The organism is Streptomyces sp. MMBL 11-1 (genome assembly GCF_028622875.1).
Taxonomy (GTDB): domain Bacteria; phylum Actinomycetota; class Actinomycetes; order Streptomycetales; family Streptomycetaceae; genus Streptomyces.
In genome coordinates this window covers 3475001-3501095 of record NZ_CP117709.1, presented here as the reverse complement: position 1 = coordinate 3501095, position 26095 = coordinate 3475001, and the positions used below count along the sequence as shown (strand labels likewise).

Sequence of the window (26095 nt, the reverse complement as noted above, 5' to 3'; positions counted from 1 at the left end):
CGTGTTGACTACCCCTGTCCTTCACCGTGCGCCTAGCCCGCTCCAACCGGCCTGCTCGAAGGCCCCAAGGGCCTTCGATCTGTGGTGATTAGGACGTCGTCTTGATTGGCTGAGAAAAGACGGGAGTGGGGAGGATGAACCCGTGTGCTTCCTTGCTTTCTCGGCCGGATTGTGTCGGCAGCGCCGAGTAGACGATCATGAGCCAATGGACATGGACATGGACATGAACGGCTGGGCGGTGCTCGAGGACTCGAAGCGAGAGCAGTGGGGGTATGTTCCCCGTCAGTTGGTTGGTCCCCTGGCCTTCGGAGCCGATCAACGTGAAGCAGTAGCGATCATGGCCGGACATGGCTTCACTGCCGAGGAGCGCGAGATTGAGCGGTGGAATCCGCAGCGGGCTCAGTGGCGCGTGGAGTTTGCCAGGGCGGGGTCCGACACGCATCGACCTGCAGTGAAGTCCTACTTCGTCGAGGGCGTGGGCTTGACTTGTGTGCTTGTTGATGGGCTCCGCGGTCCCCAGGTCATCTGCGAGGGGATCCGCCTGATCGGCCGTGTGCCCTCGGAGCTGGACTCGGAGATGGAAGCATGCGCTGTTGAACGTGGCCTCGGCATCATGTATTGCCTCTCGGGGGACCTTTGCTGGCCCGACTTCGAGTTCGATCGAGGCGGGCAGCGCGCGGGCGATGCGGTCGTGAGCTGGGCATCGTTCTTCAACACAGGAGAGATCGCTGGTACCTCCTGGGACATCACTCCTGCAGAAGTCTGGCGTCACCAGTAGGCCGCGGAGCTTCCGGCGCCGAGCCGCGGAAGGCAGCCACTCTCATCGGATGAGTCGGCGGAAGCAGATGAGGGCGCTGGCAATGCCAACGAAAGCTAGGAAATGCTCGGCCTTCCGCTCGTAGCGTCGGTGCAGTCGGCGGCAGCCGTTCAGCCAGGACATCGTCCTCTCGACCACCCAGCGGTGTCGGCCGAGACGGTCGGAGGGTTCGATGCCGCGGCGGGCAATGCGCGGCACGATCTGCCGACGCCGAAGCCATCCGCGTAGGTGGTCAGATCGTATCCCTTGTCAGCATGGAGCTTGGCCGGGCGGCGACGCCGGGGCCCGAAGCGGGAGCGGATCGGCGGGATACCGCGCATCAGCGGGACCAGAGCCTGGCTGTCATGGAGGTTGGCGCCGGAGATACCCACCGAGATCGGCAGCCCGTTGCGGTCACAGATGACGTGCATCTTCAATCCGAGCTTGCCACGATCGGTCGGATTCGGTCCGGTCAGAGGCCCCCTTTGACCGCTCGGACGCTGGCCGAGTCGATCGCGCAGCGCGACCAGTCCAGCTCACCGTTCCTGCCGAGCTGGTCAAGGACCACACGGTGCAACTTTGCCCAGACCCTCGCCGCGGACCAATCGGTGAAGCGGCGGTGGATCGTCTGCCAGGAAGCTCCGAAGACTGGTGGCACTTGCCGCCAGGTGCAGCCCGACGTGGCGACGAAGATGATCGCGGCCAACACCGCACGATCATCACATCGCCGGCGGCCTCCGCCTTGGGCGCGTACCGGAGGCTCCGGCGCCACATCCTGGAAGATCTCCCACAGCCTGTCCGGCACCAGACGCAGAACTATGTCCATGCCGGGAGCAACGAGCCAGCACCAATCGAGACACCGTCTAGGTCAACCGGCTTGCCCTTATGGGCTGTAGACGAAAGCCAAGCACCGTGAGCAGGTGCACGCTTCACTCGTCAATCACTGTGGTTCGTGCGAGCCGGGTGCCGTTGGCACCCGGCTTGGCTTTCGCTACCTTGCCGCTCACGTGACTATTAAGGGGAATCGTGATCGTCGCATTCTTACGGGGGCTGGTCTCCCTTCCGATCGTGGTCGTCAGTTTTTGGATCCCGGTCCTCACAGTGCGGTATCTGCGCGCTCGTACGGCTTCCATAGCGACAGGCGAGCCCGTGCGGGCGGGCACTCCGTGGGCATGGACCCTGGGGCTTCGAAGCAGGCGGGTTCGCGAGGCCAATCGGGTCTACGTGCGAAACTTGTGCGCCTACTACGACTGCTCGCACCGAAATCTGTGCCAGCGCGTTGTGGTCCACTTACCGTCTAGCACGGCTGAGCTACGTCGCAGGGCGCTGAGCCGTCGAGAGTCCTCAGTTGGCCACATGCTCTACGCCTCGCGGCACGCCTGCACGCGTCTGGGCTTCGATACGGACGCGGTCGATTGGCGAGCGATAGCCGCCGCACAGTTGCCTCCCTCAGCCCTGCGGGACTATGCCCGCGAAGCGGTGGGCGCTTTCCTGTGTCTCGTTTCTTCTGCGCTGTTGGCGTGGTACGTCACCGGTCCTTCGGCTCCACACTGGCTCAACTCATCACCGGATGCCACCGCGTCCGACAGGGCGGGCGCTGTCGGAGTCGTCGTCGGCTTGCACGGCATCCTTACGGTGTGGTGGCTTCGCCGTCGGTGGACAGCGCGTTGGTGTGCATTCAGATATTCCAGAGCGGACGCTCCGGTGTCCGTCGGCCTCGGGCTCCTCTTCGCCGCCTCGGCCTTGACTGGTGCTGAAGCGGGTCCACAACGCGCTCGCTGGCTGAGAGACGCGCATCGCATGGGCGCGGCTCTTGCCGAGGCGGTCGTCGTGACCGGCCGTTGCGCGGCTGACATGGCGCCTCACAGTCGACAGGCGAACGTGACGATGAATACCAATACTGGCTCGTTTACCCTCGGGTTTGCGACCAACCGAGGTCTCGACCGCGCCATGCGTATCCGTCTTCGGGGCGTGATGGAGCCGCACACGCGACGGGTAGCCGACGCGCTATTCGGTCTGGTCGAACAGCTCACCGCAGGTAAACCTGATGCACCGAAAGACCTCGCCGCCGCCGCTCTACATATCATGCAGGCATGCGCTCATGGTCGATACCTGGCGCTGCTGCCAGAGGATCAGCTCGGCGAAGACCCTGGGCGAGACCGCGTCGACGGCCGCCGTCTTGCCGTGGTCGTGCTCGGCAGCCTGGCGCTCGCCGCCGCGGTTACCGCCGTCACGGTACGCCTGGTTGGTCCCTTGTTGCCTGCATGGTTTGGGCTCGCTGTCTTCGCTGCTGTGTTCGCTGCGGTCTTCTTGTTCACCTACGGACAGAACGGGGCGGCCACCCGCGTTGCTCTCGTCCGCGACACCCTTGGTGTGCTTCCCGGCGGTGGTGGGACACCGTAGCCGTAGGTCGTTTTGACAGTCATACGGGAGCAAGTTCAGGGACCGGACTACGGTCTCGCGGGCATCATCGCCTCCGCAGACCGGTTGCAGCTGACGATACCGGCGCGATTCGGTGAGATAGCCGGACTCCACACGCTGGATTCATCCGATGGGGTGCCGCTCAGGGCCAACGTCGACGGTGGAGCGCCGCGCCCTCAGTGCGTGAGCGATGCGTGAGCGGACGTTCCGGCACAACCCGGTTCCGCCCGGATCGTGCGGCACCGTTCATCCTGTCTGACCAGGCGCTCCCGGATAGAGCAGTACCGCCCGGTACCACTCACCCGGTCTTGACCAGGACTTTTAATCCGTTGGTTGTGGGTTCGAGTCCCACACGGCCTACCGGTCACCGGGCGAGGGAACCTCCCGCGGCCCGACACGAGACGCCTCGGTTTGCTCCGGCGGGCCGGGGCGTCTCGCTGTGCGGGGGCGCTCACGGCAGGCGCTCACGGCAGGCGCTCACAGCCGGCCCTTTCGGCGGTGCTCACCGCGGGCGAGAGGCGGCCCCCGCCGCAATTGGTCGGAGGCGCGCCGGGAATGCCGTAGAGTGGTGTTTACCGACGCGGGGTGGAGCAGCTCGGTAGCTCGCTGGGCTCATAACCCAGAGGTCGCAGGTTCAAATCCTGTCCCCGCTACTGAAGATCCGGGCCCGGCACGCACAGCGTGCCGGGCCCGCGTCGTTTTCCGGCGTCGTGCTGATGCGGCTTGACCTTGACGCAGCGTAAAGATCTAGCGTTTCCGGCATGGAGTGGTCCATTCAGGAAATCGCCAGACAGGCCGGCACCACGAGCCGCACCCTCCGGCACTACGGGGACCTCGGTCTCCTCACGCCGAGCCGGATCGGGAGCAACGGCTACCGCTACTACGACCAGGACGCCCTCGTCCGGCTGCAGCGCATCCTGCTGCTGCGGGAGCTCGGTCTCTCGCTGCCCGCCATCAAGGACGTGCTCGCGGGGCAGCGGGACACGGAGGTGGCGCTGCGGGCGCATCTGCGGCTGCTCGAACAGGAGCAGGCGCGCATCGGGCGGCAGATCGCCTCGGTGCGGACCACTCTCCACAAGACGCGAGAGGGGATGGAACTCATGGCTGACGAAGTGTTCGACGGCTTCGACCACACCGCCCACGAGCAGGAGGTCACCGAGCGCTGGGGCCGGGACGCGTACGAGGAGGGCGACCGCTGGTGGCGTTCGCTCGGGCCCGAGCGGCGGAAGGCCTTCCAGGAGGAGCACGAGGCCATCGCACGGGACTGGGGCCGGGCGAGGGAGGCCGGGCTCGCCGCCGACGGGGCCGAGGCGCAGGACCTCGCGCGACGGCACTGCGCGTGGCTGTCGTCGGCCAAGAAGCCCAGCCGTTCGTACGTGATCGGCCTCGGCGAGATGTATGTCGCCGATCCCCGCTTCGGAAAGAACTACGATCGCTACGGGGACGGCACCGCCGCCTTCGTACGGGACGCACTGACGGTATACGCGGAACACCGGCTCTCCGACTGACCACGGAAGGCCGGACCGCCGTCCGCCTTCCCCCTATCCGGCCGATGCTGAGCAGCCGCTCGGCGCGGCTCCGGGAAGCCCGGGCGGGGCGCGGTACCGTCCGCAGCCGTGGGTGGACCGGGCAGGAGCGCACAGGTGGGGATGGCCGAGAGACGGCGTAGCAGCGCGGCGGGGGGCGCCGAGGCCGTGGGCCGAGCGGTGTTCGGGTCCCGGGAGGGCGAACTGACGTCCGACGGGCGGCGCACCGGGCGGCTCGTCCGGATGCTGCCCGCCCTGCTGATCCTCGGCGGGCTGGTGCTCGACGCGCTGACTCCGCCCAACTTCACCGCCGTTCCCCTGTTCGTCGCGGCCCCGCTGATCGCCGCGCCGTTCTTCTCGCGGTCCCGGACCGTCCGTACGGGGATCGCCGCGGTCCTTTCCGTCATCGCGATGCGGCTGTCCGACGGGACGTCCACGCAGGTGGTCCCGGTCATCGAGCTGATCACGGTGCTCACGGCCTCGGTGCTGGCCCTCGTCATCAACGGCGTCGTGCGGCGCGGCAGCGAGCAGCTGGCCTCGGCCCGGGTCATCGCGGAGACCGCCATGCGGGCCGTGCTGCCGACCCCGGCCGAGCGGATCGGCGGGCTCCAGGTGGCCGCGCGGTACGAGGCGGCACAGGCGGACGAGTTCGTGGGCGGCGACCTGTTCGCCGTCGCGGACACCCCCTACGGCGTACGTCTGGTGGTCGGCGACGTCCGCGGCAAGGGCCTGGGCGCCGTCGAGGCGGTGGCGGTGATCATCGGGGCGTTCCGGGAGGCGGCCGAGCAGGAGCGTTCGCTGGAGGGGGTCGCGCAGCGGCTGGAGCGGGCGCTGGCCCGGGAGGGGACGCGGCGGTACGGGCTGGACGCCATGGAGGGGTTCATCACCGCCGTGCTGGCCGAGATCCCGCCCGGTTCGGACTCGCTGCGCATCGTCAACCGTGGTCACCCCGAGCCGATCCTGCTGCACGCCGACGGCGCCCTGGAGGTGCTGGCGCCCTCGGTGCCCGCGCTGCCGCTGGGGATGGACCTGGGGGTGTGGCCGGACCGGGCCGACGCGTGGGTGATGCCCGCCGGGGCGACGCTCCTCGCCTTCACGGACGGCCTGTCCGAGGCCCGGGACGCGAACGGGGTCTTCTACGATCCGGCGGCCCGGCTGCGCGGCCGGATCTTCCCGGGCCCGGAGGAACTGCTGTCGGCGCTGACGGACGACGTACGGCTGCACACCGGCGGGCGGACCACGGACGACATGGCGCTCATCGCGGTCGGCCGTCCGGCGGAGGGGCAGCCCGTCCGCCGGACGACGGTGAAGATCGTGGGCCGGGGCGACGACGCCGACCGATGACGGGGCGACGGCAGGACGGCAGGACGGCGGGCGGCAGAGCGTCCGCGGGGCAATGACACGGTGCGTGACCGAAGGGCATCGCTCCGCATAACATTTGACACACCGTCAGAAAAAGTGATGTGGCTGAGCGACGGTCAAGTCGCCCGATTCCGCCCGCTTGTGCCCCGTACATCCCTGCCGTGTCCGTTAATGATCAACAGGAACAGCTTGGAATCGGGCCCGTCCGTCTATTAACGTTCGATAACGCAGCGCGGTCGTCACAGCCGTCGTCAGAGGCGGCGCCGCGCGCGAGCGCCGAATTCCGCAAGGGAACCGGGGAACCACCTACATGGGGTGAATCGGACGCCTGCGTCTCGTGAGAGACGGAGGGGCCCGTAGGAGACCTTCCTGCTCCGAACCCGTCAGCTAACCCGGTAGGCGAGAAGGAAGGAAAGGAGTGCGCCCACGTGGCGTCCAACAAGCCTGCCCCTGAGGCCCCGTCACCCTTCGGTGCCGACACCTTCGGTGGCGAGGAGCGCACCTGGGAGGAATGGAACCCCACCGCGGAGTCCATCCGACCCGTGCGCGGCAAGCACCGCGTAGCCAAGCAGCGTGGTCTGGCCCGTAGCTCCACCGTCCTCGGGGTCGGTGTCATAGCGGCCGTCGGTGCGGGCGGCATGGCCACCGCGCAGGACAAGGCGCCGGTCTCCATCTCTCTTCCCGATTCCATCGCGGACAACCTCCCCGACGCCAAGTCCCTCCCCGGCGTCGGGTCCTTGATGTCCGACGACGCGGAGACCGTCCCGGTCGCCGCGTCCGCCCCGCTCACCACCGCCGGCCTCACCACCGCCGAGGCGGAGCAGGGCACCGGCGCCGGCGAGGCGCTGCGCGCCCGGATCCTTCAGCAGGCCGAGCAGCAGCAGGCCAGCGCGGACGCCGAGGCCAAGGCCGCCGCCGAGAAGGCAGCGGCCGAGACCGCCGCCGCCGAGGCCAAGAAGCAGCAGGACGAGGCCGAGGCCGAGGCCGCCGCGAAGAAGAAGGCGGCGGAGGAAGCGGCGAAGAAGAAGAAGGAGGCCGAGCGGCTCGCCAAGCTCGCCGCCAGCTTCTCCCTCCCCACCTTCTCGTACACGATCACCTCGACCTACGGTCAGTCCGGCGCGCTCTGGTCCTCGGGCCAGCACACCGGCCTCGACTTCGCCGGGTCGGCCGGTGCGCCGCTCAAGGCCGTGCACAGCGGCACGATCACGTCGGCCGGCTACTCCGGCTCGTACGGCTACCGCACGGTCCTCGAACTCGAGGACGGCACGGAGATCTGGTACGCCCACCAGTCCTCGATCGAGGTCTCCGTCGGCCAGAAGGTCACCACCGGCCAGACCATCGGCCGCATGGGCGACAGCGGCAACGTGACCGGCGTCCACCTCCACCTGGAGGTCCGCACCGCGGGCGGTTCCGCGATGGACCCGATGGCCTGGCTGGCCAGCAAGGGCATCAACGTCTGACCTCCCCGCCCCGCGGCTGACGTTCTCCGTCGCCGCCCCGGAACCCCGGCAGCCCTGACGCACACCCCCCGACGTCAGGGCTGCCGGTCCGTCCGGGGGCGGGAGGTCGCGCAGGGCGGCGGCGGAGCGGCATTCCCGCACCGGCCCGTCGCGTCTCCGCGGGACGGGGCAGGCCGCCCCGGGCGGACCCGTCGTCCGCCGACACCGCGGCTACGGCTATGGCTGCGCCGGTGGGCGTCGGTGGCTGTGCGGTGCGCTGCCGTACGGCTGGGGCGGCGGGTAGGCGCCGGGGCCGGGTCCGGATGTGTGTCCGTGCGCCTGTCCGTATCCGGGCGCGGGTCCGGGGCCGCTGTACCCGTATCCGTACCCGTACCCGGCGGCCTGTCCGTTTCCGTACGCCCTCGGCGTGGGGCGAGCGTGGTGGGCGGCCGTGCGCGCCGTCAGGCGGGCCGCGTGGGCGAGGGCCGGGGCCGCGATCTCCCGGCGTTGCCAGAGGTGGTGCAGCAACTCCCGCTCCCGCGCGCCGAAGTCCGGGCCCACCGCGCCGTGGCGGGCCCGGCGGCGCAGGCCCGCCAGGGAGGTCGCGAACGACTCGTACTCCGCGACCGCGCGGGCCGCCGCCCGGCCCCGGGTCCGGTCCTGCTGCCAGTGGCGGGCCAGGTCGCGGGCCATGCCCCGGGCCCGCATGGAGGAGAGCGCCGACGGCTCGGCGGGGGTGAGCCAGCCGGCCGCCGCATAGGCGGGCAGCTCGGCCGCCAGGGTGCGCAGCTCCCGCTGGCGCGTCCAGATCGCCAGCCAGGTCACCAGGCCGAGCGCCGGGACCATGACGATGCCGTACACCGCGTAGAAGCCGTACGGGCCGAAGGCCGAGGAGCCGTTCCACAGGGCGTGCAGACCCATTGCCAGCAGCAGCCCCACCAGCGGCAGGGCGATGCGCCGGGCCCGGTGGCGGCGGGCGCTGACGGCCGCGAAGCCGAAGCCGAGGCCGGTGAGGACCGTGAACAGGGGGTGCGCGAACGGCGACATCACGATCCGCACGAAGAACGTCCCGGCCGTCACCGAGGCCAGCCCGGAGCTGCCCAGTTGCTGGTCCTCGCCGAAGGCGTTGCCCAGATAGAGGATGTTCTCGGTGAACGCGAAGCCCGTCGCGGTGAAGCCGGCGACGACGACGCCGTCCACCACCCCGCTGAACTCCCGTCTGCGGAACAGGAAGATCAGCAGCACGGCCGCCGCCTTCGCGCTCTCCTCGACCACGGGGGCGATCACCGTCGCCCCCAGGGTGTCGGCGCTCGCCGGGTCGGCCGTGGCGGTGGCTATCCAGCGGGTCGCGAACGAGTTGGCGATGATCGCCACGAGCGCGGCGGCGCACGCGCCCCAGGCGAACGAGAAGATCAGATTGCGCCAGGGGCCCGGCTCGACCCGGTCCAGCCAGCGGAACGCCGCCATCAGCAGAGGGACCGGCAGCACCGCCAGGCCGAGACCGACCAGGAACCCCTCCGGGCCGGTCTGTTCGCGGACGAGGGCGAGGATCACCAGCCCGCACAGCACGAGCGCGACGATCACGGCCCCGGCGCGGAACACCTTGCTGCGCCACACCATGCCGACGCGGCGCGGCCGGTAGCGCGCTCGGCCGCCCTCCGGCGCGGCGCCCAGGACCTCCTCGGGCCGCCGCTCATGGAGGACCGGGACGGCGGGGCGCGCCTGCTGATGCTGCACGGAGGGGTCGGACACCTCTCGACCCTAACGAGGAGCACCGACACCCGGCGACGGCGCGTGTGGCCGGCACGCGGCCGCACACGGTGTGTCAGACCCGGGCGAACAGCAGGTCGTGGACGACGTGCCCCTTGTCCAGGCCCTGTCCCTCGAAGCGGGTGAGCGGCCGGAACGCGGGACGCGGGGCGTACCCGCCGTCGGCCGCGGTGTTCTCGAAGCGGGGGTGCGCGGTGAGGACCTCCAGCATCTGCTCGGCGTACGGCTCCCAGTCGGTCGCGCAGTGGACGATCGCTCCGGGCTTCAGCACCGGGGCCACCAGGTCCAGGAACTCGGGCTGGATCAGGCGGCGCTTGTGGTGCCGGGCCTTGGGCCACGGGTCGGGGAAGTAGACCCGCAGTCCGTCGAGCGACTCCGGGGCCAGCATCTCGCGCAGCAGGATGACCGCGTCGCCGTTGGCCACCCGTACGTTGGTCGAGCCCGCCTTGTCCGCGAGGCCCAGCAGATTGCCCTGGCCGGGGGTGTGGACGTCGACCGCGAGGATGCCGGTGCCCGGGTCGTCGGCCGCCATCTGCGCGGTGGCCTCGCCCATGCCGAAGCCGATCTCCAGGACGACGGGCAGACCGTCGAACAGGTCGGTCAGGTCCAGGACGCGCTGTCCGTCGATGTCCAGGCCCCACTTCGGCCACAGCCGCTCCAGGGCGTCCTGCTGGCCGGTCGTGACCCGGCTGCGGCGCGGCTGGAAGCTGCGGATCCGGCGCTCGTGGTGCGAGCCGGCGGGATCGGCGGCGGGGCCGCCGGGGAAGCGGGGCTCCTGGCGCAGCCGGCGCGCGCGCTCGAAGGAGGCGGCCCGCAGTGCGGCGGCTTCGTCGGACGCTCCATCGGCTGCCACGACATCGGCTGCCGTGGGGCCGGCCGGTGTGGGGCCGGCCGGTGTGGAGCCGGTGGGCGCCGTGTCGGGGGCGTCGTCGGGGGCCGCGGCGGGGGTGGGGTTCAGGGGCTGCTCAGACACAATGACCGGATTCTACGGCGGGCGGCTTCCACCCCGTCTCCCGAGCCCGGCGCAGCGCGCGCCGCGCCACCTCCCGTCCGATGGGCAGACACGCCGTCGCGGCGGGCGACGGGGCGTTGAGCACGTGCACGGTGTGCGGGGCCTCGCGGATCAGGAAGTCGTCGACCAGCGTGCCGTCCTTCAGCACCGCCTGGGCCCGGACCCCGGCGGGCGACGGGCGCAGGTCGTCCTCGGTGACGGCGGGCAGCAGCCGCTGGACGGCCCGGGTGAAGGCGGACCGGGACAGCGAGCGGTGCACCTCGCCCGCCCCGTACCGCCAGTGTCTGCGGGCGATCTGCCAGGTGCCCGGCCAGCTCAGCGTGGACAGCAGTTCGGCGGGGCGGACCCGGGGCCAGGTGTATCCCTCGCGGGCCAGGGCGGGGACCGCGTTCGGCCCGACGTGGACGGAGCCGTCGACGCCCCGGGTGAGGTGGACGCCCAGGAAGGGGAAGGCCGGGTCCGGCACCGGGTAGACCAGGCCGCGCACCAGCTCGGGGCGGGCCAGCGTGTAGTACTCGCCCCGGAACGGCACGATCCGCACTCCCGGGTCGTCCCCGGCGAGGCGGGCCACCCGGTCGCAGTGGAGGCCCGCGCAGTTGACCAGCACCCTGGCCCGCACGACCAGGCCGTCCGCCGTGCGCACCGCGACGCCCCAGGGTCGCCGGTCTATCGCGGTGACCTCCGCGCCGTACCGCACGATGCCGCCCGCCGCGGTGATCTCGGTCGCGAAGCGGGTGGCCACGGCGGTGAAGTCGCAGACGCCGGTCGTGCCGACCCGGATCGCCGCCAGGCCCTGGACCTCCGGCTCGTACTCCGCGATCTGGGCGGGGCCCAGCTCCCGCACGGGCAGTCCGTGCTCGCGGCCGCGCTGCACCAGGCCGTGCAGCCGGGGCAGCTCGGAGCGTTCGGTGGCGATGATCAGCTTGCCGGTGGTGGCGTGGGCGATGGAGTGCTCGGCGCAGAAGTCCGCCAGCTCGGCGGAGCCGCGCAGCGCGTACCGGGCCTTGAGGGAACCGGGGCGGTAGTAGATGCCGCTGTGGATCACGCCGCTGTTGCGGCCGGTCTGGTGGCGGGCGGGGCCGCCCTCCTTCTCCAGGACCGTGACCCGTGTGCCCGGCGCGGACCGTAGAAGCGCATACGCGGTCGACAGACCGACGATCCCGCCGCCGATCACCAGCACATCGCAGTCGTACGCCGCGTGCGTCATCATCACGCCACCTCCCACCCCGATAGTGCACTGGCCCACTGACAACCGGCTCAAACCCGAGCCGGGCAGGGTGTGGCGCACACCGCGCCCGGCGGGCCTCCTGCCGGGCGCGGTGCGCGGCCCGGTTCAGCCCGGGGTGACCAGCAGCGGGCGGGCCCGTTCCCGCAGCTCCGCGACGCGGGGCTCGTCCCCGTACGGCTCCAGGCGGTGGAGCAGATCGCGCACGTACTCCGTGGTGCGGGCCGAGGAGATCCGGCCGGCGACCTCCACCGCCCGGGTGCCCGCCGCGCAGGCCGCGTCCAGATTGCCCGACTCCAGCTCGGCGACGGCGGACACGACGAGCCGCAGCCCGTGGCTGCGGACGAACTCCTCGGTCGGCCGGGACAGCGCCTGCTCGGTGAAGCGCCGCACCTGGCGGGGGGCCTTCAGGTCCCGGTAGCACTCGGCGGCGTCGGCGGCGAACCGGTCGTAGCCGTAGAAGCCGAGCCACGACGGGTCCGAATCGCCCGCCCGGGACCGCTCCAGCCAGCTCTCCGCGCCCTTGAGCGCGGCCCCCGCGGCCGGTGCGTCGCCGGCCTTCGCGTGGGCACGGGCCTCCACCAGCCGGAAGAAGCTCATGGTGCGGGCGGTGGCGAGACCGCGGTTGCGCTCGACGGCCGCCTGGGCGAGGTCGACCCCCTCGTCGGCGAAGCCCCGGTAGGTCGCCTGGAGGGACATCGAGGCGAGGACATAGCCGCCGAGCGGGACGTCGGCGGCGGCCCGGGCCAGGCGCAGCGCCTGGATGTAGTAGCGCTGGGCGGCTTCCTGCTGGCCGGTGTCGAAGGCCATCCAGCCGGCCAGCCGGGTCAGCTCGGCCGACGCGCCGAACAGGGCCCGGCCGACCTCGTCGGTGTACGAGCCGAGGAGCAGCGGTGCGGCATCGACGCGTAAACACTCGGGAACCATGGAGGAGCGCCAGTCGCCGCCGCCGTACTTGGAGTCCCAGCGCCGGGCGTCCTGCGCCGCCTCGCGCAGCTTCGTCACGTCGCTGTGCCCGACCCGCAGCGGTGAGGCGTCCGCCACGGCGTCCGGGCCGGGCTGGAGCGGAACGGAGCCCGCCACGCCGGGGGTGGAGCCGCCGGTGTGGAGGATGTGTGCGCCCCGGGCATCCGGCGCGGCCCCGGGGCCGCGGGGGCCGGCCCCGCGAGGGCTCTCGGATCCGCCGCCACGCGCCCCGAGGATCGCTGCCTGCGCCGCCGTCGGGTCCCGGGCCACCGACGGATCGGCGGGGGTTATCAGCCAGCGCGACGCGGGTGTCGCGTAGGCGCTCACCGAGAACGATCCCGCCAGGGACTGCCAGATCCCACCGCCGCCCCGCCGCCCGGCCAGGTCCAGGCGGTACAGCTCGGTCGCCGACCGGACCGCCTCGCCCACGTCCCGGGGGAAGGCGAGGCCGACCTCCGGGGCCGGATCCGCGTCGGCGAGGCCGATCTCGTGCAGCGGGACGGGCCGGCCGAGCTTGGCCCCGATCGCCGCGGCGATGAGATGCGGCGCCGCGCCCTGCGGCACCATTCCCTTGGCGACCCACCGGGCCACCGAGGTCTTGTCGTAGCGAAGTGTCAGACCGCGCTGTGCTCCGAGGTCGTTGACCCGCCGGGCGAGCCCGGCGTTACTGATTCCCGCGAGGGCGAGAACCGTGCCGAGCTTCTCGTTCGGCCCGCGTTGCTCCCTGGACATGCGCCACCCCTCGACACACAGACGGCCGCCGCGTCACCGGGGACGGCGCGCGGCATTCGTACCGATGACTCCCCAGGTTCGAACCTCCGTACTCCGCCTGCACACGCATGTGGCCGAGCCCCGAGGAATATGCCCCCCTGCCGAGAACACCAGTAAACACAGCGTAGTTCTCCCTATCCCTACCGTTAAGGGGCAGACGTCCGGATGGCGGGATTGTTGTCCGTGCGGGCGGTCCGGGCCTCCCGTGCGGCGGCGCGCGGACCGGGGTGCGGCGTGCTCCCGGCGTGTGGCCGTGCGCCCGGCCGTGCGCTCTGGCCCGGCGATGGCCGGAAGGCTTGTCTGGGACCTGCGTGGGTCGGCCCGCTGCACTGGACTCAGTGGGCTGGGGGAATCCGCCGCTCCATTCCCCGCGGGCGGTGGACCGGTCCGGGAGGTGAGGCCCACCTCCCGGACTGTGCGTGGAAGGGTCCGCCAGGGGGGCGCGGCGCGACATGCGCGCAGGGTGGCGCTTCGAGAGAATGGCCGAATAGCGACGGTCCGGTGAAGGTCTGGCCAATGGTCCTCCTATGGCCGGATATCGGCGCTGTTTCCGGGCGGCACCGGCCCTCCCTCCCTTCCGCGGGGGCGGGCCGGTGCGGCGCGGAGACCGGACGGCCCCGCCCCCAGAGTTCCCGGAACTTCCGGAACTTCCGGAACCGGCAGTTCCGTTGTTGTCGTCGCGGTGAAGATCACGCCGGGCCTGTGCCAGGGGCGCATGCTCTTCCGGCGTGCGCTGCCCGTACACCCTCTCGTGCGGCATTGTCGTGGCAGCATGTCCCGCAGCGGCGTTTCGCTCGTCAACTGCGCCGTTTGTCCACAGCCTGTGGAGGCGGCGATGCGTTGGTTGGTGGGATGGAGCAGTATCGCCGCGAGCTTCGGCACGGTCGGCGCCGTCGGAAACGGCGGAGAGGGGCGCACGGTTCACCCCGTGGGCTCCCAACTCCTGTGGGGAGACCCGGATCCGCTGTGGGCGGTCGGCGACTGGCGGCCCGACGAGATCCGCGTCATCGGCGTCGCGACCCCCGAAGGGGCGCCCACCGCCCGCCTCGCGGTCCTCGGCTGCTGCGGCGCCACCGACGAGCAACTGCGCGTCGGGCTGCTCGCCGCACGCGGTGGCGCGATGCGCCATCTCACCGCCTGGCCCGGCAGTTACACCGCCGTCGTGCAGATCGGCCGCCGCATCACCGTCGCGGGCGACCTGGCCGGCGCCCGGCCCGTCTTCCACACCCCCTGGGCCAACGGCACCGCCTTCGCCACCGCCGCCCTGCCGCTCGCCGACCTCATCGAGGCCCAGCTCGACATCGGGCACCTCGCCGCCCTGCTCGCCTGCCCGGAGACCCCCGAGGCCCTCGGCGACGGCACACCCTACGTGGGCGTGAAGCGGGTCCCGCCGGGCCACGCGCTCATCCTCCGGGAGGGCTCGCGGGAGATCACCGGGTACGAGGCCGTCGCCTCGCTCGCCGTCGCCGCACCCCAGGCCGACCCGGTGCACGCCGTGGAGGGCGTACGGGACGCGCTCGTCGAAGCCGTACGCGCCCGGCTCACGGCCCCGCGCCACGCGCCGGAAACCCAGCCCCCGGACCCGGGGCCCGTCCCCGGCATGGGCCCCGCCGACCGGCGCGCGGCCCGGGGCGGCCCCGTGGCGGGCATCGGCGCCGACCTCTCCGGCGGCAGCGCGTCCGCCACCCTCGCCCTGCTCGCCTCCGGACTGCCCGGGCTCCCCGGCACCCTCCTCGGCCACGGCACCGGCGCGGGGGAGCGGCTGCTCGCCGTCACCTTCAACGACCTCACCACCCGGGGCGACGAGGACGAGCTGGAGCGGGCCCGCGCCATCGCCGCCAACCCGCGCCTGCACCACGTGGTCGTCGCGGCCGGCGAAGAGGCCCTGCCGTACGCCTCGTTGGGCACCGGCGCGCTCACCGACGAACCGGCCCCCTCCCTCGTCCTCGCCGAACGCCACCGCCGCCGGCTGTCCGCGGGCAGCGCCGACCACCTCGTCGGACACGGGGCCCGACAGGTCCTGGACGCCCACCCGGCCCGCCTCGCCGACCTCCTGATGGACCGGCGCAGACGCCACCTCCTGCGCCCCGTCGCCGCCCTGACCAAGGCCGAAGGCCCTACCGCGCACTCGCTGTTCGTCCCGCTGACGGTCTACCGCGCCGCCCGCCGCCTGGCCCGTACGTCGTACCGCACCGGCCTGGAGTCCGCCGCCGGGCTCCTCCCCGACGCCAACCGTTACGCCCCCGACCTCGCGACCCCCGCCGACGCCTCGCTCGCCGCCCTCGCCTGGTCGCGCCCGGGTCCGGCGGCGCGCTGGCTGACGGGGGAGGCGCTGGCCGAAGTATCGGTTCGTCTCCAGGAGGCCGCGATCCGGCCCGCCTCCGTGCAGCGCCCGGGGGAGGCCCGGGCGCGCGCCGCCCTCGCCCGTGGGGCCGCCGACCACCGGATCCTGGAACAGGCCGCGGAGATCCGCAGCCAGCGCCTGCACGCCCCGTTCCTCGACAACCAGGTGGTCCGGGCGGCCCGTGCCCTGCCCGAGTCCCTCCGGGTCCAGCCCGGCGCACGGGCCGCGATCCTGCGCCGGGTGCTCGGCGGGGCGGGCATCCACGATCTGCCGCCCGGCTGGGGCACGCCCTCCCAGGCCACCTCCACCGCTGTCACCCGCACCGGCCTGCGCCTCGCGCTGCCCGACCTGATGGCCCTTTTCGACGCCCCGCTGCTGGCCGACGCGGGCCTGGTCGAGGCCCGGGTGGTCCGCAAGGCCCTGCGAGCCGCCTCCGAGGGCGAGCCGCTGCCCCTGGACGGCTTGGCCGACCTGGCCTCCACCGAACTGTGGCTGCGCCGCCTGCTGGCCCGGCGCGGCACCTGCTGGACGGGTACGGCCGCTCCGCGCCAGCGCGCGGTCGCGGGCGGTGTGATGCCCGCTCGGCGCACGCTCCAGTCCTGACCGAAACACGTTCCGTCCTGACCGGCGGACGGTCCTGTCCTGACCGATACACGCTCCCGTCCTGACCGGCGCACGCTCCCGTTCTGGCCGGAGGGCGTCGCCGGGAAGCCCGGCCCGGGCGCGCGTACGGCTCAGGCGCAGCTGATCCGGGAGTCCGCCCAGTCGGCCAGGGCCACCCCACCGAACGGCGTCTCCGGCTCCACCACGAGGCGGATCGAGGACTGGCCGGCGATGTTCACGCTCACGGGGACGGCGGGATCGCCGCCCTCCATCACCGGGGAGCGCCAGAGCCGGGCCCCGTCCCCGTCGAACACGGAGAAGCGCACCGCGCCGAGCCCCATGGTCAGGTCGTCCACCCCGACCATGGCCTGATAGCTCGTGCACGGGCGGTTCAGCTGGATGGTGACCGAGGAGCGGGCGTGCACGGTCACGCCGTGTGCGTAACGGGTGGAGGCGATGGACACGTTCGACCGCTGCCAGACCCAACTGCTCTGCCCCATCACGACCTCCGGCTCGCTCCTGTCGCCGAACACGGAGTACGCCAGTTCGCTGACCTGGTACACCTCCGGGGCGGGCGGGGGCGGCGTGGGCTTCGGCGGCGGAGTCGGCCTCGGGGACGGCGGCGGGCTCGGCGCCGGGGGCGCGGGCTTCGGCGGCGGCTCGGGGGAGGGCGTGGGTTTCGGCGGCGGAGTCGACTTCGGGGACGGCGGCGGGCTCGGCGCCGGGGCCACGGGCGCGGGCGGCGCGGGTGCGGCCGGAGGCGCCGGCTTCGGCTTCGGTGGCGGCTTCGGGGACGGAGGGGTAGGCGGCGTGGGCACAGCGGGCGCCACGACCGGCGGTTTGGCGACCGGCCTGGGCTCCGTCTTCGGCCGCTCGTCGCCGACGAGCGCCCACACCAGACCGGCCGCGGCGGCCACCACCACGGCGGCGGCGATCCCGGCCTTGGCGGGCGCGCCGAGCGCCTCGGAGCCCGCCGCGCCCCCGGCGGCCCCACCGGCGGAACCGGACCCGGTGGCCGCCGCGGCGGCTCCCGCGCCTGCGGCCCCGGCCGCGCCACCGGCCACGATGCCCGCGGCCTTGAGTGAATACCCGGCGGCGAACCATCCGATGACCGCGACGGGCAGCAGCGCCGGAATCCCGGCGTTCACCTGGTCCAGCTCGCCCGCGGCCACCCGGCACCTGGCGCAGGCGTCGAGGTGCTTGCGCAGCCCGCGCTCGGCCCGGGTCCGCAGGCCGCCCCGGGCGTGGGCGCCGAGCCGGTCGGCGTACCGCGCGCAGTCCCCGCCGGTCGTGAGCGCCTGGCTGACGTGGGCCTGGAGGTAGGCCTGCTTGAGCCCTTCGCGGGCGCGACTGGCCAGGACGGCGGTGGCGTTGGCGGTGAGGCCGAACAACGGGGCGATCTCGCTCGGCGACTCCTCCTCCACCGTGGTGTGCCACAGGACCGCCTGCCAGCGTTCGGGAAGGCTCCGGAACGCCTGCATCGCCATCGTCTGATCGGCCTCGCGCATCGCCAGCACGTCGGCGCCGAGGTCGAGGGTGCCGTCGTCGGAGAGCTCGGAGGAACGGGAGGCCTGTGCGGCGAACACCGCGAAGTCGTCGACCAGATGCTCACGCTTCGCGCTCTTCGTCCAAGCGGCGGCGACATGGCGGACGGCGGTCATCAGATAGGCCCGGACCGCTTCGGTCGGCCCTTTTCCGCCCCGTACGGCCTGGAGCGTGCGTGCGAACACCTCGGCCGTCAGGTCGTCGGCGGTGTGCGCGTCCCGGCAGCAGCTGCGGGCGTAGCGCAGGACGGCGCCCGAATGCCGCAGGAACAGCTCCTCGTAGGCCCGGTCGTCGCCGGCGCGCATGTCCTCGATCAGCCGGGCGTCGGACAGCCCGAGCTCGGGAGCCCCGCCGCGGCCCGCGCGCTGCTGCGGAACCGCGTGCGCACCGACCGGCCCGGTGGCGTCCTCGTCGGCGACGGCGGGCCACGGGCCGGGCAGGACGGTGCCGCCCTCGGCCGCACCTTCCGACGGGCCGCGCACAGCCTGGGCCGGCACCTGCCCGGCGGACAGCCCGTCCGCTTTCGTGTCCCTGTCGGCCGCTGCGATCTCGCCGAGCGGCTCTTCCTGCTGCTCGTTACCGCTCATCGCGGAAGCCCCCGTTACACCCTCGGACCCGAATACCGGCCAAGACTGCCACATGGCTCAATCGCGCTGGCCCCTCAGCCTCGCCAACCACTCATCCGGGGCGTTCTCTCGAATGCGGGTACTAGAGGCCCTACTTTCGGGGAATGAGTCTCCGCTGATTCGTCCCCCGAACCGCCCCCGCCCGCCCTCTCCGGCCGCGCGTGCCCGCCGTCCGCGCCCCGCTCCCGGCCGTCCGCGCCCCCGCGTCCCGCAGTCCGCGCGCCGCGCCAGGCCGTCCGCACCGGAGCCGCGCGCCCTCGTCCGATGAGCGACACCGGACGGCCGGCACCGGACGACCCGGTGTGCGGGACGGCCGGCACCGGACGACCCGATGTGCGGGACGGCCGGCACCGGGACGACCGATGTGTTGGACGGATGGCACCGGATGCCCGGTGTGCGGGACAGACGGCACCGGACGACCCGGTGTGCGGGACGGTCGGCACCGGACGACCGATGCGGGACGGGTGGGGCCCGCGGCCCCGGACGTCACGCCGGACGCGACCGCAGACCCTCCAGCAGGATCTCCAGCAACCGGGCCGAAGCCGCCGCCTGCTGAGCGGCGTCCGGCAGCGAAGGAGCCGCCGTCGCGATGACCAGCAGCACATCGGCCACCGTCACATCCCGGCGCAGCTCACCGGAGTCCCGCGCCCGGTCCACCAGCCGCCCCACGACCTCCAGCAGCTCGACCGCACCGGTGTCCTCACCGAGGCCGTCCAGCCCGTCGGCGCCGCCGGAGCGCCGGCCGACGGTGCGGAAGTCCTCCTGGCCCACGCCCTGCCGCTGCTGCGGCACGCGGGTCTCGTCCACCGCGCCCGGAGTCGAGGCCGCCCCGGAAGCCGCCGGCGCGTCCGGCTCCTCCCCGTCGACCCCGACCCGCAGCACGTGCGGCGGCAGCAGCCTGCCCGCGCCCGAAGCCACGGACGTACGCAGGAAGCGGGAGAGGGCCGACCAGGGCTTCTCCTCCTGCCCCAGCGCCGTACGCGCCTGCTCGGTCAGCCGGGAGGTCTCCTCCTCGGCTATCCGGCGCACCAGCACGTCCTTGCTCGGGAACCGCCGGTAGACGGTGCCCACGCCGACGCGCGCGCGACGCGCCACATCCTCCATCGGAGCGCCGTAACCCAGCTCCCCGAACACCTCGCGCGCCGCCCGCAGTACGTGCTCCAGATTGCGCTGTGCGTCGACGCGCAACGGAGCCGAGCGCGGCGCGCTCGCGGTCCCCGCCGCTGCCACCGTCGCCGTTCCCGACGTCGTCGCCCCGCTCGGGGCGTGTCCGGCAGCGGCCGAACCCATCGCCGCGGCACTCACCGCCGCCGCGGAACGAACGGCGTCCGCCGAGCTCATGACGCCGAGCGCTCCCACGGAGCCGAGGCGTCCCTGGTCCTCGGACGCGCGCGAGAGCGCAGCCTGGCCATGCGTATCCTGAATATGCATAACTTCCCCCGGTTATGACGTCTCCCCCCGGAGACTTCCCGCCGTTTCAGCCGGGGAGCGGAGCACAACGAAATCCGCACCCGACACCCCGACGGGTTACGAACATAGTTGAGCCCGCGTCAATTCAGAAGGGGCTAGTTCCGCATGGGGCGCCCCCCGATCGGACCAGGATCCGATCGACGCCGGAACATCACCCCTCCGCTCACCCCGGACGTAGTGCCTGACCTGCGCGGCTGTCGCCCCTCGCCTCCCACGCGCCCCGCGTGCCGTGGGGGAACCTCCAGTCACACAATTTGCCGGGCCTGTGGACAAACCCCTGACTCCGTTGCGTCATGGGGTGGTGATGGCTCCAGATTCCCGGGGGACGACCCCCGGCACCCGGCCAGGTGTGCGCATTCTCGTCGTCGGCGGTGGCTACGTCGGGATGTACACAGCGCTGCGTCTTCAACGGAAGTTGAAGCAGAGACTGAAGAGCGGCGACGCCGAGATCGTGGTCGTCACGCCCGAGCCGTACATGACCTACCAGCCCTTCCTCCCCGAAGCGGCGGCCGGCTCGATCTCGCCGCGCCATGTGGTCGTGCCGCTGCGCCGCGTCCTGAACGCCTGCACGATCGTCATCGGCGAGGCCCAGCGCGTCGACCACGCCAAACGGACCGCGACCGTCACCACCCTCGCCACCGGCGAGGACGGCACCGGAGCGCTGGAGATCGCCTACGACGAGATCGTCATCGCCCCCGGGTCCGTCTCGCGCACCTTGCCCGTCCCCGGCCTCGCCGAATTCGGCATCGGTTTCAAGACCGTCGAGGAGGCCATCGGGCTGCGCAACCACGTCATCGAGCAGATGGACATCGCCTCCGCGACCCGCGACCCCGCGATCCGCGACGCCGCTCTCACCTTCGTCTTCGTCGGCGGCGGCTACGCGGGTGTGGAGGCGCTGGCCGAACTGGAGGACATGGCCCGCTACACGGCGCGGTACTACCACAACATCAAGCCGGCCGACCTGAAATGGATCCTGGTCGAGGCCTCCGGACGCATCCTCCCCGAGGTCGGCGATGCCATGGGCACGTACGCCATCGGGGAGCTGCGCGGCCGGAACATCGACGTACGTCTCGACACCCGGCTCGACACCTGCGAGGACCGCGTCGCCGTCCTCAGCGACGGCTCCCGCTTCCCGACCCGCACCCTCGTGTGGACCGCGGGCGTCAAACCGGCCCCCCTGCTGGCCGCCACCGACCTGCCCCTCACCGAGCGCGGCCGGATCCGCTGCACCGCCACCCTCGGCGTCGAGGACACGCCGCACGCCTGGGCCGCCGGCGACGCCGCGGCCGTACCCGACCTGACGGCCTCCGAACCGGGCCGCGAGACCGCACCCAACGCCCAGCACGCGGTGCGCCAGGCGAAGGTCCTCGCCGACAACGTCCTCGCCTCGGTCGACGGCCGGCCGCTCAGGGAGTACCGGCACGCGTACGCCGGATCGGTCGCCTCCCTCGGCCTGCACAAGGGCGTCGCCCACGTCTACGGCCGCAAGCTCAAGGGCTACCCGGCCTGGCTGATGCACCGTACGTACCACCTCAGCCGGGTCCCGACGTTCAACCGGAAGGCGCGCGTCCTTGCCGAATGGACCCTGGCCGGACTCTTCAAACGCGAGATCGTCTCCCTCGGTTCGCTGGAGCACCCCCGCGCCGAGTTCGAACTCGCGGCGGGAGGCGGCTCCGGCACCCCGGGGCTCCCCGGCCCCGCCCGCCGCCCGAAGGGTCCCGGAGAAACCCCGGACGACCGCCGCACGGACAACTGACGGACAACCGACGGGCAACTGACGGACGACCGACAGCTGACGGGCGGACAACTGACGGGCAACGCCCGGGCAACTGACGGGGCGACCGGCACGGCCCCGACCGGGCAGCCGGCCCAGCCTCCGACCGCACATCCGACCGAGTCCGGCACCCGACCGATCGAGGGTCGGAGCGGCGGCCGGGCGGCAACTGTCAGTACGGTCGGTCACACTGGACGTGTGACCATAGGTGGGCCCACACCTGCACAGAGTGACCCGGTCGGCAGTGACCAACAGTGACCAGCAGCGACGCACCGACCGCACGACGAGGCCCGGCTGCGCCATCCCGGGGGCACGGCCCCCGGTGCTCCCGAACACGGCAGAAGAAGCAGCCCGCCCGAGCGGACCAGACCGACACACGAGGCCAGAAATACCGTGAACTTCACGCGTTGGAGCGCCCGCCTTCCCGGAACACAGCGCCGAGCCGCCGCGCGGGACGATCGTAGTTCCGTGCCGCCGGCCCGAGCCGGACACGCCGGGGCGGACGGCACGCCCGCCCTGCCGGACGACGCCTCCCCGGCGCCTTCCGCCCCCGCCTCGACGGAGGCGCTCCCCGGGCCCGCCCTCGACGACCTCTCCGCCCGCGAAATCCTCGGCCGGCTCCCCGCCCCCGTCGCGCTGCTGCACGGCCCGGACCACCGGATCGCGTACGTCAACGACGCGTACGAGGCCGCGTTCGGCCCCCGCCCGTCCGGTGTTCCCGCGGCCGAGGCGATGCCCGAGCTCGCCCAGCTCAGCGTGGTACCGCTGCTCGACCAGGTCCTGCGCAGCGGCACCGCCCGTACGGTCAAGTCCCGCAGGACCGCCGAGGGCGGTTCGTACACCGTGACCTGCACCCCGGTCGCCGCCTGGGGCCGCACGGAGCACGAGGAAGAGAGGGGAGAAAGAGGAGACAGGGGAGACGGCAGAGGAGGGGACAGAGGAGACGGCAAGGGAGAAGGCGGCGTCCTCGTGTACGCCGCCGACGTCACCGACCACGCCGAAGCCGCCGAACGCCTGCGCACCAGCGAGCGCCGCCACCGCGAAACGGCCGTCACCCTCCAGCGCTCCCTGCTCCCGCAGGAGCTGGAACAGCCCGACGACCTCCGCATCGCCGCCACCTACCAGCCCGGCGGAACCGACGCCGCGGTGGGCGGCGACTGGTACGACGTCATCACCCTCGGCGCGGGCCGCACCGCCCTGGTCATCGGCGACGTGATGGGCCGCGGGGTCCGGGCCGCCGCCGTGATGGGCCAGCTCCGCACCGCCGTCCGCGCCTACGCCCGGCTCGACCTCCCGCCGCACGAGGTGATCCAGCTGCTCGACGGCCTCGCCGCCGAGATCGACGCCAACCAGATCGCGACCTGCGTCTACGCCGTCCATGATCCGAACGAGGGGCAGCTCGTCTACGCCTCCGCCGGGCACCTCCCGATCCTCGTCCGCGACGAGGACGGCACCGTCCACCGCGCCGCCGAGCCCACCGGCCCCCCGCTCGGCACCGGCGGCTGGGTCCACACCTCGGGCACCATCGCGCTGCCGCCCGGCTCCACGGCGGTCCTCTATACGGACGGCCTGGTCGAACGGCGCAGCGAGGACATCGACGAGGGCGTCGCCTCACTGGCCCGCGCCCTCGCGGGCGCCAAGGGAACACCGCAGGTGGTCTGCGACCGGCTGATCCGCTCCCTCGGCGTGACCGCCGAGCACGACGACGACGTGGCGGTCCTGGTGGTGCAGCACCCCGCCCGTACGGGAGCGAACGCGGAGCTGTTCCACAACGCCGCGCTCGAACTCCTCGGCGGCATCGAGGCCGCCCCGCGCGCCCGCGCATTCGCCACCGGGGTCCTGACCTCGTGGCGCTTCCCCGTCGAACTCCGCGACCTGGGCGTCCTCGCCACCAGCGAACTGGTCGCGAACTCCCTCCAGCACGGCACCCCGCCGATGCGCCTGGGACTGCGGCGTACGGACCGCCGGCTGATCATCGAGGTCACCGACGGCGACGACCACCTGCCGCGCCGCCGCCAGGCCGAACCGGCGGACGAGGCGGGACGCGGCATCTCGATCATCGCCTCGATCGCCACCTCGTGGGGCAGCCGACGTACGCCGGGCGGCGGCAAGGCGGTCTGGTGCGAGTTCGCCCTGCCGCGGTGAGCAGGGCGCTCCCCGGCGCCCGCTCAGTGACCGGCGGAAGCGGAGGCCGTGGTGGAGGTCGTGGCGGAGGCCGTGAAAGCGGCCGTGGTGGAGGCCGAGGGAGCCCCGGGCCCGGTGGCCCCGGTCTCCGCGCCTTCCCCGCGCTCGGGCAGTGACACCGCCACCACCCGGGACGGAGCGCCGGCGAGCGACGGCTGGTCCTGCACGGGGGTGAGCCGACGGCCCAGCCGCAGCGCGAGCACCGTGATGCCCAGCGAGAACAGCACGAAGGTCACGATGTACGGGCCGTGCAGCGACGCCCCCATCGGCCCGCCGACGGCCGGACCGACCGCGAGCGCGAGCTGCTTGCACAGGGCGAACGCCGAGTTGTACTGCCCGACCATCGACTCCGGCGCCAGATCGGCGACCAGCGGGGCGACGGTCGGCGACAGCATCGCCTCACCGAGCCCGAACAGCGCGTACGTCGAGATGAACGCGGCCGTCGCCATGGCCTGGCTGCCGTGGCCCAGCCCCGCGTACCCCGCCACGATCCAGGCGAACGCCCAGATCAGGCCGACCGCGGCGATGACCCGGCTGCGTCGCCGCCGCTCCACGAGCCGCAGCACGACGAACTGCGCCACGACGATGACCGCGGTGTTGGCGGCCAGCGCGAAACCGAGGGTGGACGGCTCGATCCCGGCGGCCTCCGTGCCGTACGCGGCCAGGCCGGACTCGAACTGCCCGTAGCAGGCGAAGAACAGCACGAACCCCAGCACGCACAGCTGCACCATGGCCCGGTGCGAGAGCAGTGTCCGCAGCCCGCCCTCGGCGGCGGACCCGTCCCCCGGGCGGGTCCCGCCGAGCGAAGCCGGACGAGGCATCCGCACCGTAGTCACCACGACGCCGAGCACCACGAACATCACGGCCTCGATCAGGAAGAGCATCGTGAAGCTCGCCGGACGGCTCACGTCCACCAGCTGCCCGCCGACGAGCCCGCCGAGACCGAGCCCCAGGTTCTGCAGGAAGAACTGCGTGGCGAAGGCCCGCGTCCGGGTCGCGGTGCTGGAACACCACACGAGCATCGTGGCGAGGGCCGGCTGCATGACGGCGGTACCCGCGCCCAGCACGGCGGCGGACAGCACGGCGGCCGGAACACTGCTCGCGAACCCCAGGGCCACCGCACCGACAGAGGCCAGAACGGAGGCCACCACCAGCACGGGCAACGGGCCCCGCCGGTCGATGGCCCGCCCGGTGAACGGCAGAACGGCCAGCGCCGCCATCGCGAAGGCGGCCAGGACGACCCCCGCCGTCCCGGCGCCCAGATCCCGTACCTGCGCCACGTAGACGTACAGATACGGAACGGTGAACCCGAGCCCGAACGCGCTCAGCGCGCTGCCCAGCTGGATCCGCCGCAGCGCTGCGCCCATCTCCCTGGTCACACTCACCTACCTCAAGAACTCGAGGCCTCGAGCGCGGAGCATCGAGACCTGACACGAAGAAATCAGACTCGAAGACTTTAGCACTAAAGTTAGAAGGTGAAAACTTCAGACTGAAGGACTTCAACGAGGGTGGGGGCGTGCCATACTGCCCGCCATGTCTGAGAGCCCCGAGGAGCCCGGCCCCAGCGAGCCGAGCCTCGACGAACAGATCGCCGCCTACCAGCGCGAGTTCCGCGACCTCGACCCCCAGGTCGAACAGGTCGTCTCCGCGCTGGGCCGTCTTAACCGCCGGATGAACGTCGCGTACGGCAGGCAGGTCGCCGCACTCGGCATCAGCAACGCCGAATGGGAGGTCCTCAAGACCCTGGTCCTGTCGGGCGCCCCCTACCGCCTGGGCCCCGGCGAACTGGCGAAGCGTCTCGGTCTCACCCCGGCCGCCATGACCCACCGCGTCGACCGGATGGCCGGCGAGGGCCTGGTCACCCGCGACCGCGACGAGAACAACCGGGTACGCGTCATCGTCGAGCTGACCGACGAGGGCCGTACGAAGTGGCTCGAGGCGATGCGCATGGCGACCGACTTCGAGGAGGACCTCCTCCAGGACCTGTCCGGCGACGAACGCGGCGTCCTCGGCGAACTGCTGGTCCGCCTCCTGCGCCGTGTGGAACACGCCCAGCCGGACGCCGGCGGCCGGCTCACCGACCTGGACTGAAGGCCAGGTCGGCGGCCTTGCGGAGGCCACCGGGGGAGGGTTGACACACCCCTGGTGGATCCGTAAAGTTCTCCGAGTTGTCACGGAGCCGGAACGGTCCTGCGGCAGCGATCCCGCCGCGAACGCGGCAACCAAACTTCAGCACGATCTCCCACTCGGGATGATTTCGG

Annotated in this window: 16 protein-coding genes, 1 tRNA gene, 1 pseudogene and 1 riboswitch; of the genes and pseudogenes, 10 read left to right on the top strand and 8 right to left on the bottom strand. The window is 72.4% G+C overall.

What is annotated here, in order from left to right; all coding sequences use genetic code 11:
- Positions 1 to 205: 205 nt before the first annotated feature.
- Entirely contained in the window at positions 206 to 778 is a 573-nt protein-coding gene (locus PSQ21_RS15125; protein ID WP_274031025.1) for a hypothetical protein, read from the top strand.
- 42 nt (positions 779 to 820) lie between these two features.
- Here the strand turns inward: PSQ21_RS15125 and PSQ21_RS15120 are convergent.
- A pseudogene (locus PSQ21_RS15120) lies at positions 821 to 1622 on the bottom strand (IS5 family transposase).
- Between the two features lie 974 nt (positions 1623 to 2596).
- Here PSQ21_RS15120 and PSQ21_RS15115 point away from each other — a divergent pair.
- From PSQ21_RS15115 to PSQ21_RS15095, 5 genes are all read left to right on the top strand, one after another.
- The gene (locus PSQ21_RS15115) at positions 2597 to 3199 is read left to right on the top strand and encodes a hypothetical protein (RefSeq protein ID WP_274031024.1); all 603 of its coding nucleotides are present in this window, start codon (positions 2597 to 2599) and stop codon (positions 3197 to 3199) included.
- Positions 3200 to 3796: 597 nt separating this feature from the next.
- Positions 3797 to 3870, top strand: a tRNA-Met gene (locus tag PSQ21_RS15110).
- Between the two features lie 108 nt (positions 3871 to 3978).
- Positions 3979 to 4725 (top strand): MerR family transcriptional regulator, encoded by a 747-nt coding sequence (locus PSQ21_RS15105; RefSeq protein WP_274031023.1) that lies wholly within the window; start codon positions 3979 to 3981, stop codon positions 4723 to 4725.
- A gap of 141 nt (positions 4726 to 4866) precedes the next feature.
- Positions 4867 to 6087, top strand: coding sequence for a PP2C family protein-serine/threonine phosphatase (locus PSQ21_RS15100; RefSeq protein WP_274031022.1), 1221 nt, complete (start codon positions 4867 to 4869; stop codon positions 6085 to 6087).
- 282 nt (positions 6088 to 6369) lie between these two features.
- A riboswitch (cyclic di-AMP (ydaO/yuaA leader) is annotated at positions 6370 to 6522 on the top strand.
- Positions 6523 to 6533: 11 nt separating this feature from the next.
- Entirely contained in the window at positions 6534 to 7565 is a 1032-nt protein-coding gene (locus tag PSQ21_RS15095) for a M23 family metallopeptidase (protein ID WP_274031021.1), read from the top strand.
- A 216-nt stretch (positions 7566 to 7781) separates the two neighbouring features.
- Here PSQ21_RS15095 and PSQ21_RS15090 read toward each other — a convergent pair whose 3' ends face one another.
- From PSQ21_RS15090 to PSQ21_RS15075, 4 genes are all read right to left on the bottom strand, one after another.
- Positions 7782 to 9296: a PrsW family intramembrane metalloprotease gene (locus tag PSQ21_RS15090; protein WP_274031020.1), complete on the bottom strand. Its 1515-nt coding sequence runs from the start codon at positions 9294 to 9296 to the stop codon at positions 7782 to 7784.
- 73 nt (positions 9297 to 9369) lie between these two features.
- Positions 9370 to 10287 (bottom strand): tRNA (guanosine(46)-N7)-methyltransferase TrmB, encoded by a 918-nt coding sequence (gene trmB, locus PSQ21_RS15085; RefSeq protein WP_274031019.1) that lies wholly within the window; start codon positions 10285 to 10287, stop codon positions 9370 to 9372.
- Positions 10280 to 11536 carry an L-2-hydroxyglutarate oxidase gene (lhgO, locus tag PSQ21_RS15080; protein ID WP_274031018.1) on the bottom strand — a complete coding sequence of 419 codons (1257 nt, stop codon included), beginning with the start codon at positions 11534 to 11536 and terminating at the stop codon, positions 10280 to 10282. The genes trmB and lhgO overlap by 8 nt, the downstream gene beginning before the upstream one ends.
- Before the next feature lie 123 nt (positions 11537 to 11659).
- Positions 11660 to 13249 (bottom strand): sporulation protein, encoded by a 1590-nt coding sequence (locus tag PSQ21_RS15075; RefSeq protein ID WP_274031017.1) that lies wholly within the window; start codon positions 13247 to 13249, stop codon positions 11660 to 11662.
- A gap of 874 nt (positions 13250 to 14123) precedes the next feature.
- On the opposite strand from PSQ21_RS15075, the gene PSQ21_RS15070 reads away from it, so the two are divergent.
- Positions 14124 to 16235, top strand: a complete 2112-nt coding sequence (locus PSQ21_RS15070) for an asparagine synthase-related protein (RefSeq protein WP_274031016.1) — start codon at positions 14124 to 14126, stop codon at positions 16233 to 16235.
- Positions 16236 to 16366: 131 nt separating this feature from the next.
- On the opposite strand, the gene PSQ21_RS15065 is transcribed toward PSQ21_RS15070, so the two are convergent.
- Positions 16367 to 18367 carry a sigma-70 family RNA polymerase sigma factor gene (locus PSQ21_RS15065; protein ID WP_274031015.1) on the bottom strand — a complete coding sequence of 667 codons (2001 nt, stop codon included), beginning with the start codon at positions 18365 to 18367 and terminating at the stop codon, positions 16367 to 16369.
- Positions 18368 to 18892: 525 nt separating this feature from the next.
- Positions 18893 to 19837, bottom strand: a complete 945-nt coding sequence (locus tag PSQ21_RS15060; protein ID WP_443334392.1) for a TetR/AcrR family transcriptional regulator — start codon at positions 19835 to 19837, stop codon at positions 18893 to 18895.
- Between the two features lie 424 nt (positions 19838 to 20261).
- On the opposite strand from PSQ21_RS15060, the gene PSQ21_RS15055 reads away from it, so the two are divergent.
- Positions 20262 to 21632 carry an NAD(P)/FAD-dependent oxidoreductase gene (locus PSQ21_RS15055; protein WP_443334422.1) on the top strand — a complete coding sequence of 457 codons (1371 nt, stop codon included), beginning with the start codon at positions 20262 to 20264 and terminating at the stop codon, positions 21630 to 21632.
- Positions 21633 to 22043: 411 nt separating this feature from the next.
- Positions 22044 to 23795, top strand: coding sequence for an ATP-binding SpoIIE family protein phosphatase (locus PSQ21_RS15050; protein ID WP_274031013.1), 1752 nt, complete (start codon positions 22044 to 22046; stop codon positions 23793 to 23795).
- A gap of 23 nt (positions 23796 to 23818) precedes the next feature.
- On the opposite strand, the gene PSQ21_RS15045 is transcribed toward PSQ21_RS15050, so the two are convergent.
- Entirely contained in the window at positions 23819 to 25201 is a 1383-nt protein-coding gene (locus PSQ21_RS15045) for an MFS transporter (protein WP_274035784.1), read from the bottom strand.
- Between the two features lie 166 nt (positions 25202 to 25367).
- Here PSQ21_RS15045 and PSQ21_RS15040 point away from each other — a divergent pair, with 166 nt between their 5' ends.
- The gene (locus PSQ21_RS15040; RefSeq protein WP_274031012.1) at positions 25368 to 25925 is read left to right on the top strand and encodes a MarR family winged helix-turn-helix transcriptional regulator; all 558 of its coding nucleotides are present in this window, start codon (positions 25368 to 25370) and stop codon (positions 25923 to 25925) included.
- The last annotated feature ends 170 nt before the right edge of the window (positions 25926 to 26095 follow it).

Bases quoted from the DNA above. Each gene is read 5' to 3' on its own strand.
- PSQ21_RS15060 (WP_443334392.1), bottom strand. From the start codon at position 19,837: ATGCATATTCAGGATACGCATGGCCAGGCTGCGCTCTCGCGCGCGTCC.
- PSQ21_RS15075 (WP_274031017.1), bottom strand. From the start codon at position 13,249: ATGTCCAGGGAGCAACGCGGGCCGAACGAGAAGCTCGGCACGGTTCTC.
- lhgO (WP_274031018.1), bottom strand. From the start codon at position 11,536: ATGATGACGCACGCGGCGTACGACTGCGATGTGCTGGTGATCGGCGGC.
- PSQ21_RS15040 (WP_274031012.1), top strand. From the start codon at position 25,368: ATGTCTGAGAGCCCCGAGGAGCCCGGCCCCAGCGAGCCGAGCCTCGAC.
- PSQ21_RS15100 (WP_274031022.1), top strand. From the start codon at position 4,867: ATGGCCGAGAGACGGCGTAGCAGCGCGGCGGGGGGCGCCGAGGCCGTG.
- PSQ21_RS15125 (WP_274031025.1), top strand. From the start codon at position 206: ATGGACATGGACATGGACATGAACGGCTGGGCGGTGCTCGAGGACTCG.
- PSQ21_RS15115 (WP_274031024.1), top strand. From the start codon at position 2,597: ATGGGCGCGGCTCTTGCCGAGGCGGTCGTCGTGACCGGCCGTTGCGCG.
- PSQ21_RS15070 (WP_274031016.1), top strand. From the start codon at position 14,124: ATGCGTTGGTTGGTGGGATGGAGCAGTATCGCCGCGAGCTTCGGCACG.
- PSQ21_RS15105 (WP_274031023.1), top strand. From the start codon at position 3,979: ATGGAGTGGTCCATTCAGGAAATCGCCAGACAGGCCGGCACCACGAGC.
- PSQ21_RS15045 (WP_274035784.1), bottom strand. From the start codon at position 25,201: ATGGGCGCAGCGCTGCGGCGGATCCAGCTGGGCAGCGCGCTGAGCGCG.
- PSQ21_RS15065 (WP_274031015.1), bottom strand. From the start codon at position 18,367: ATGAGCGGTAACGAGCAGCAGGAAGAGCCGCTCGGCGAGATCGCAGCG.
- PSQ21_RS15055 (WP_443334422.1), top strand. From the start codon at position 20,262: ATGTACACAGCGCTGCGTCTTCAACGGAAGTTGAAGCAGAGACTGAAG.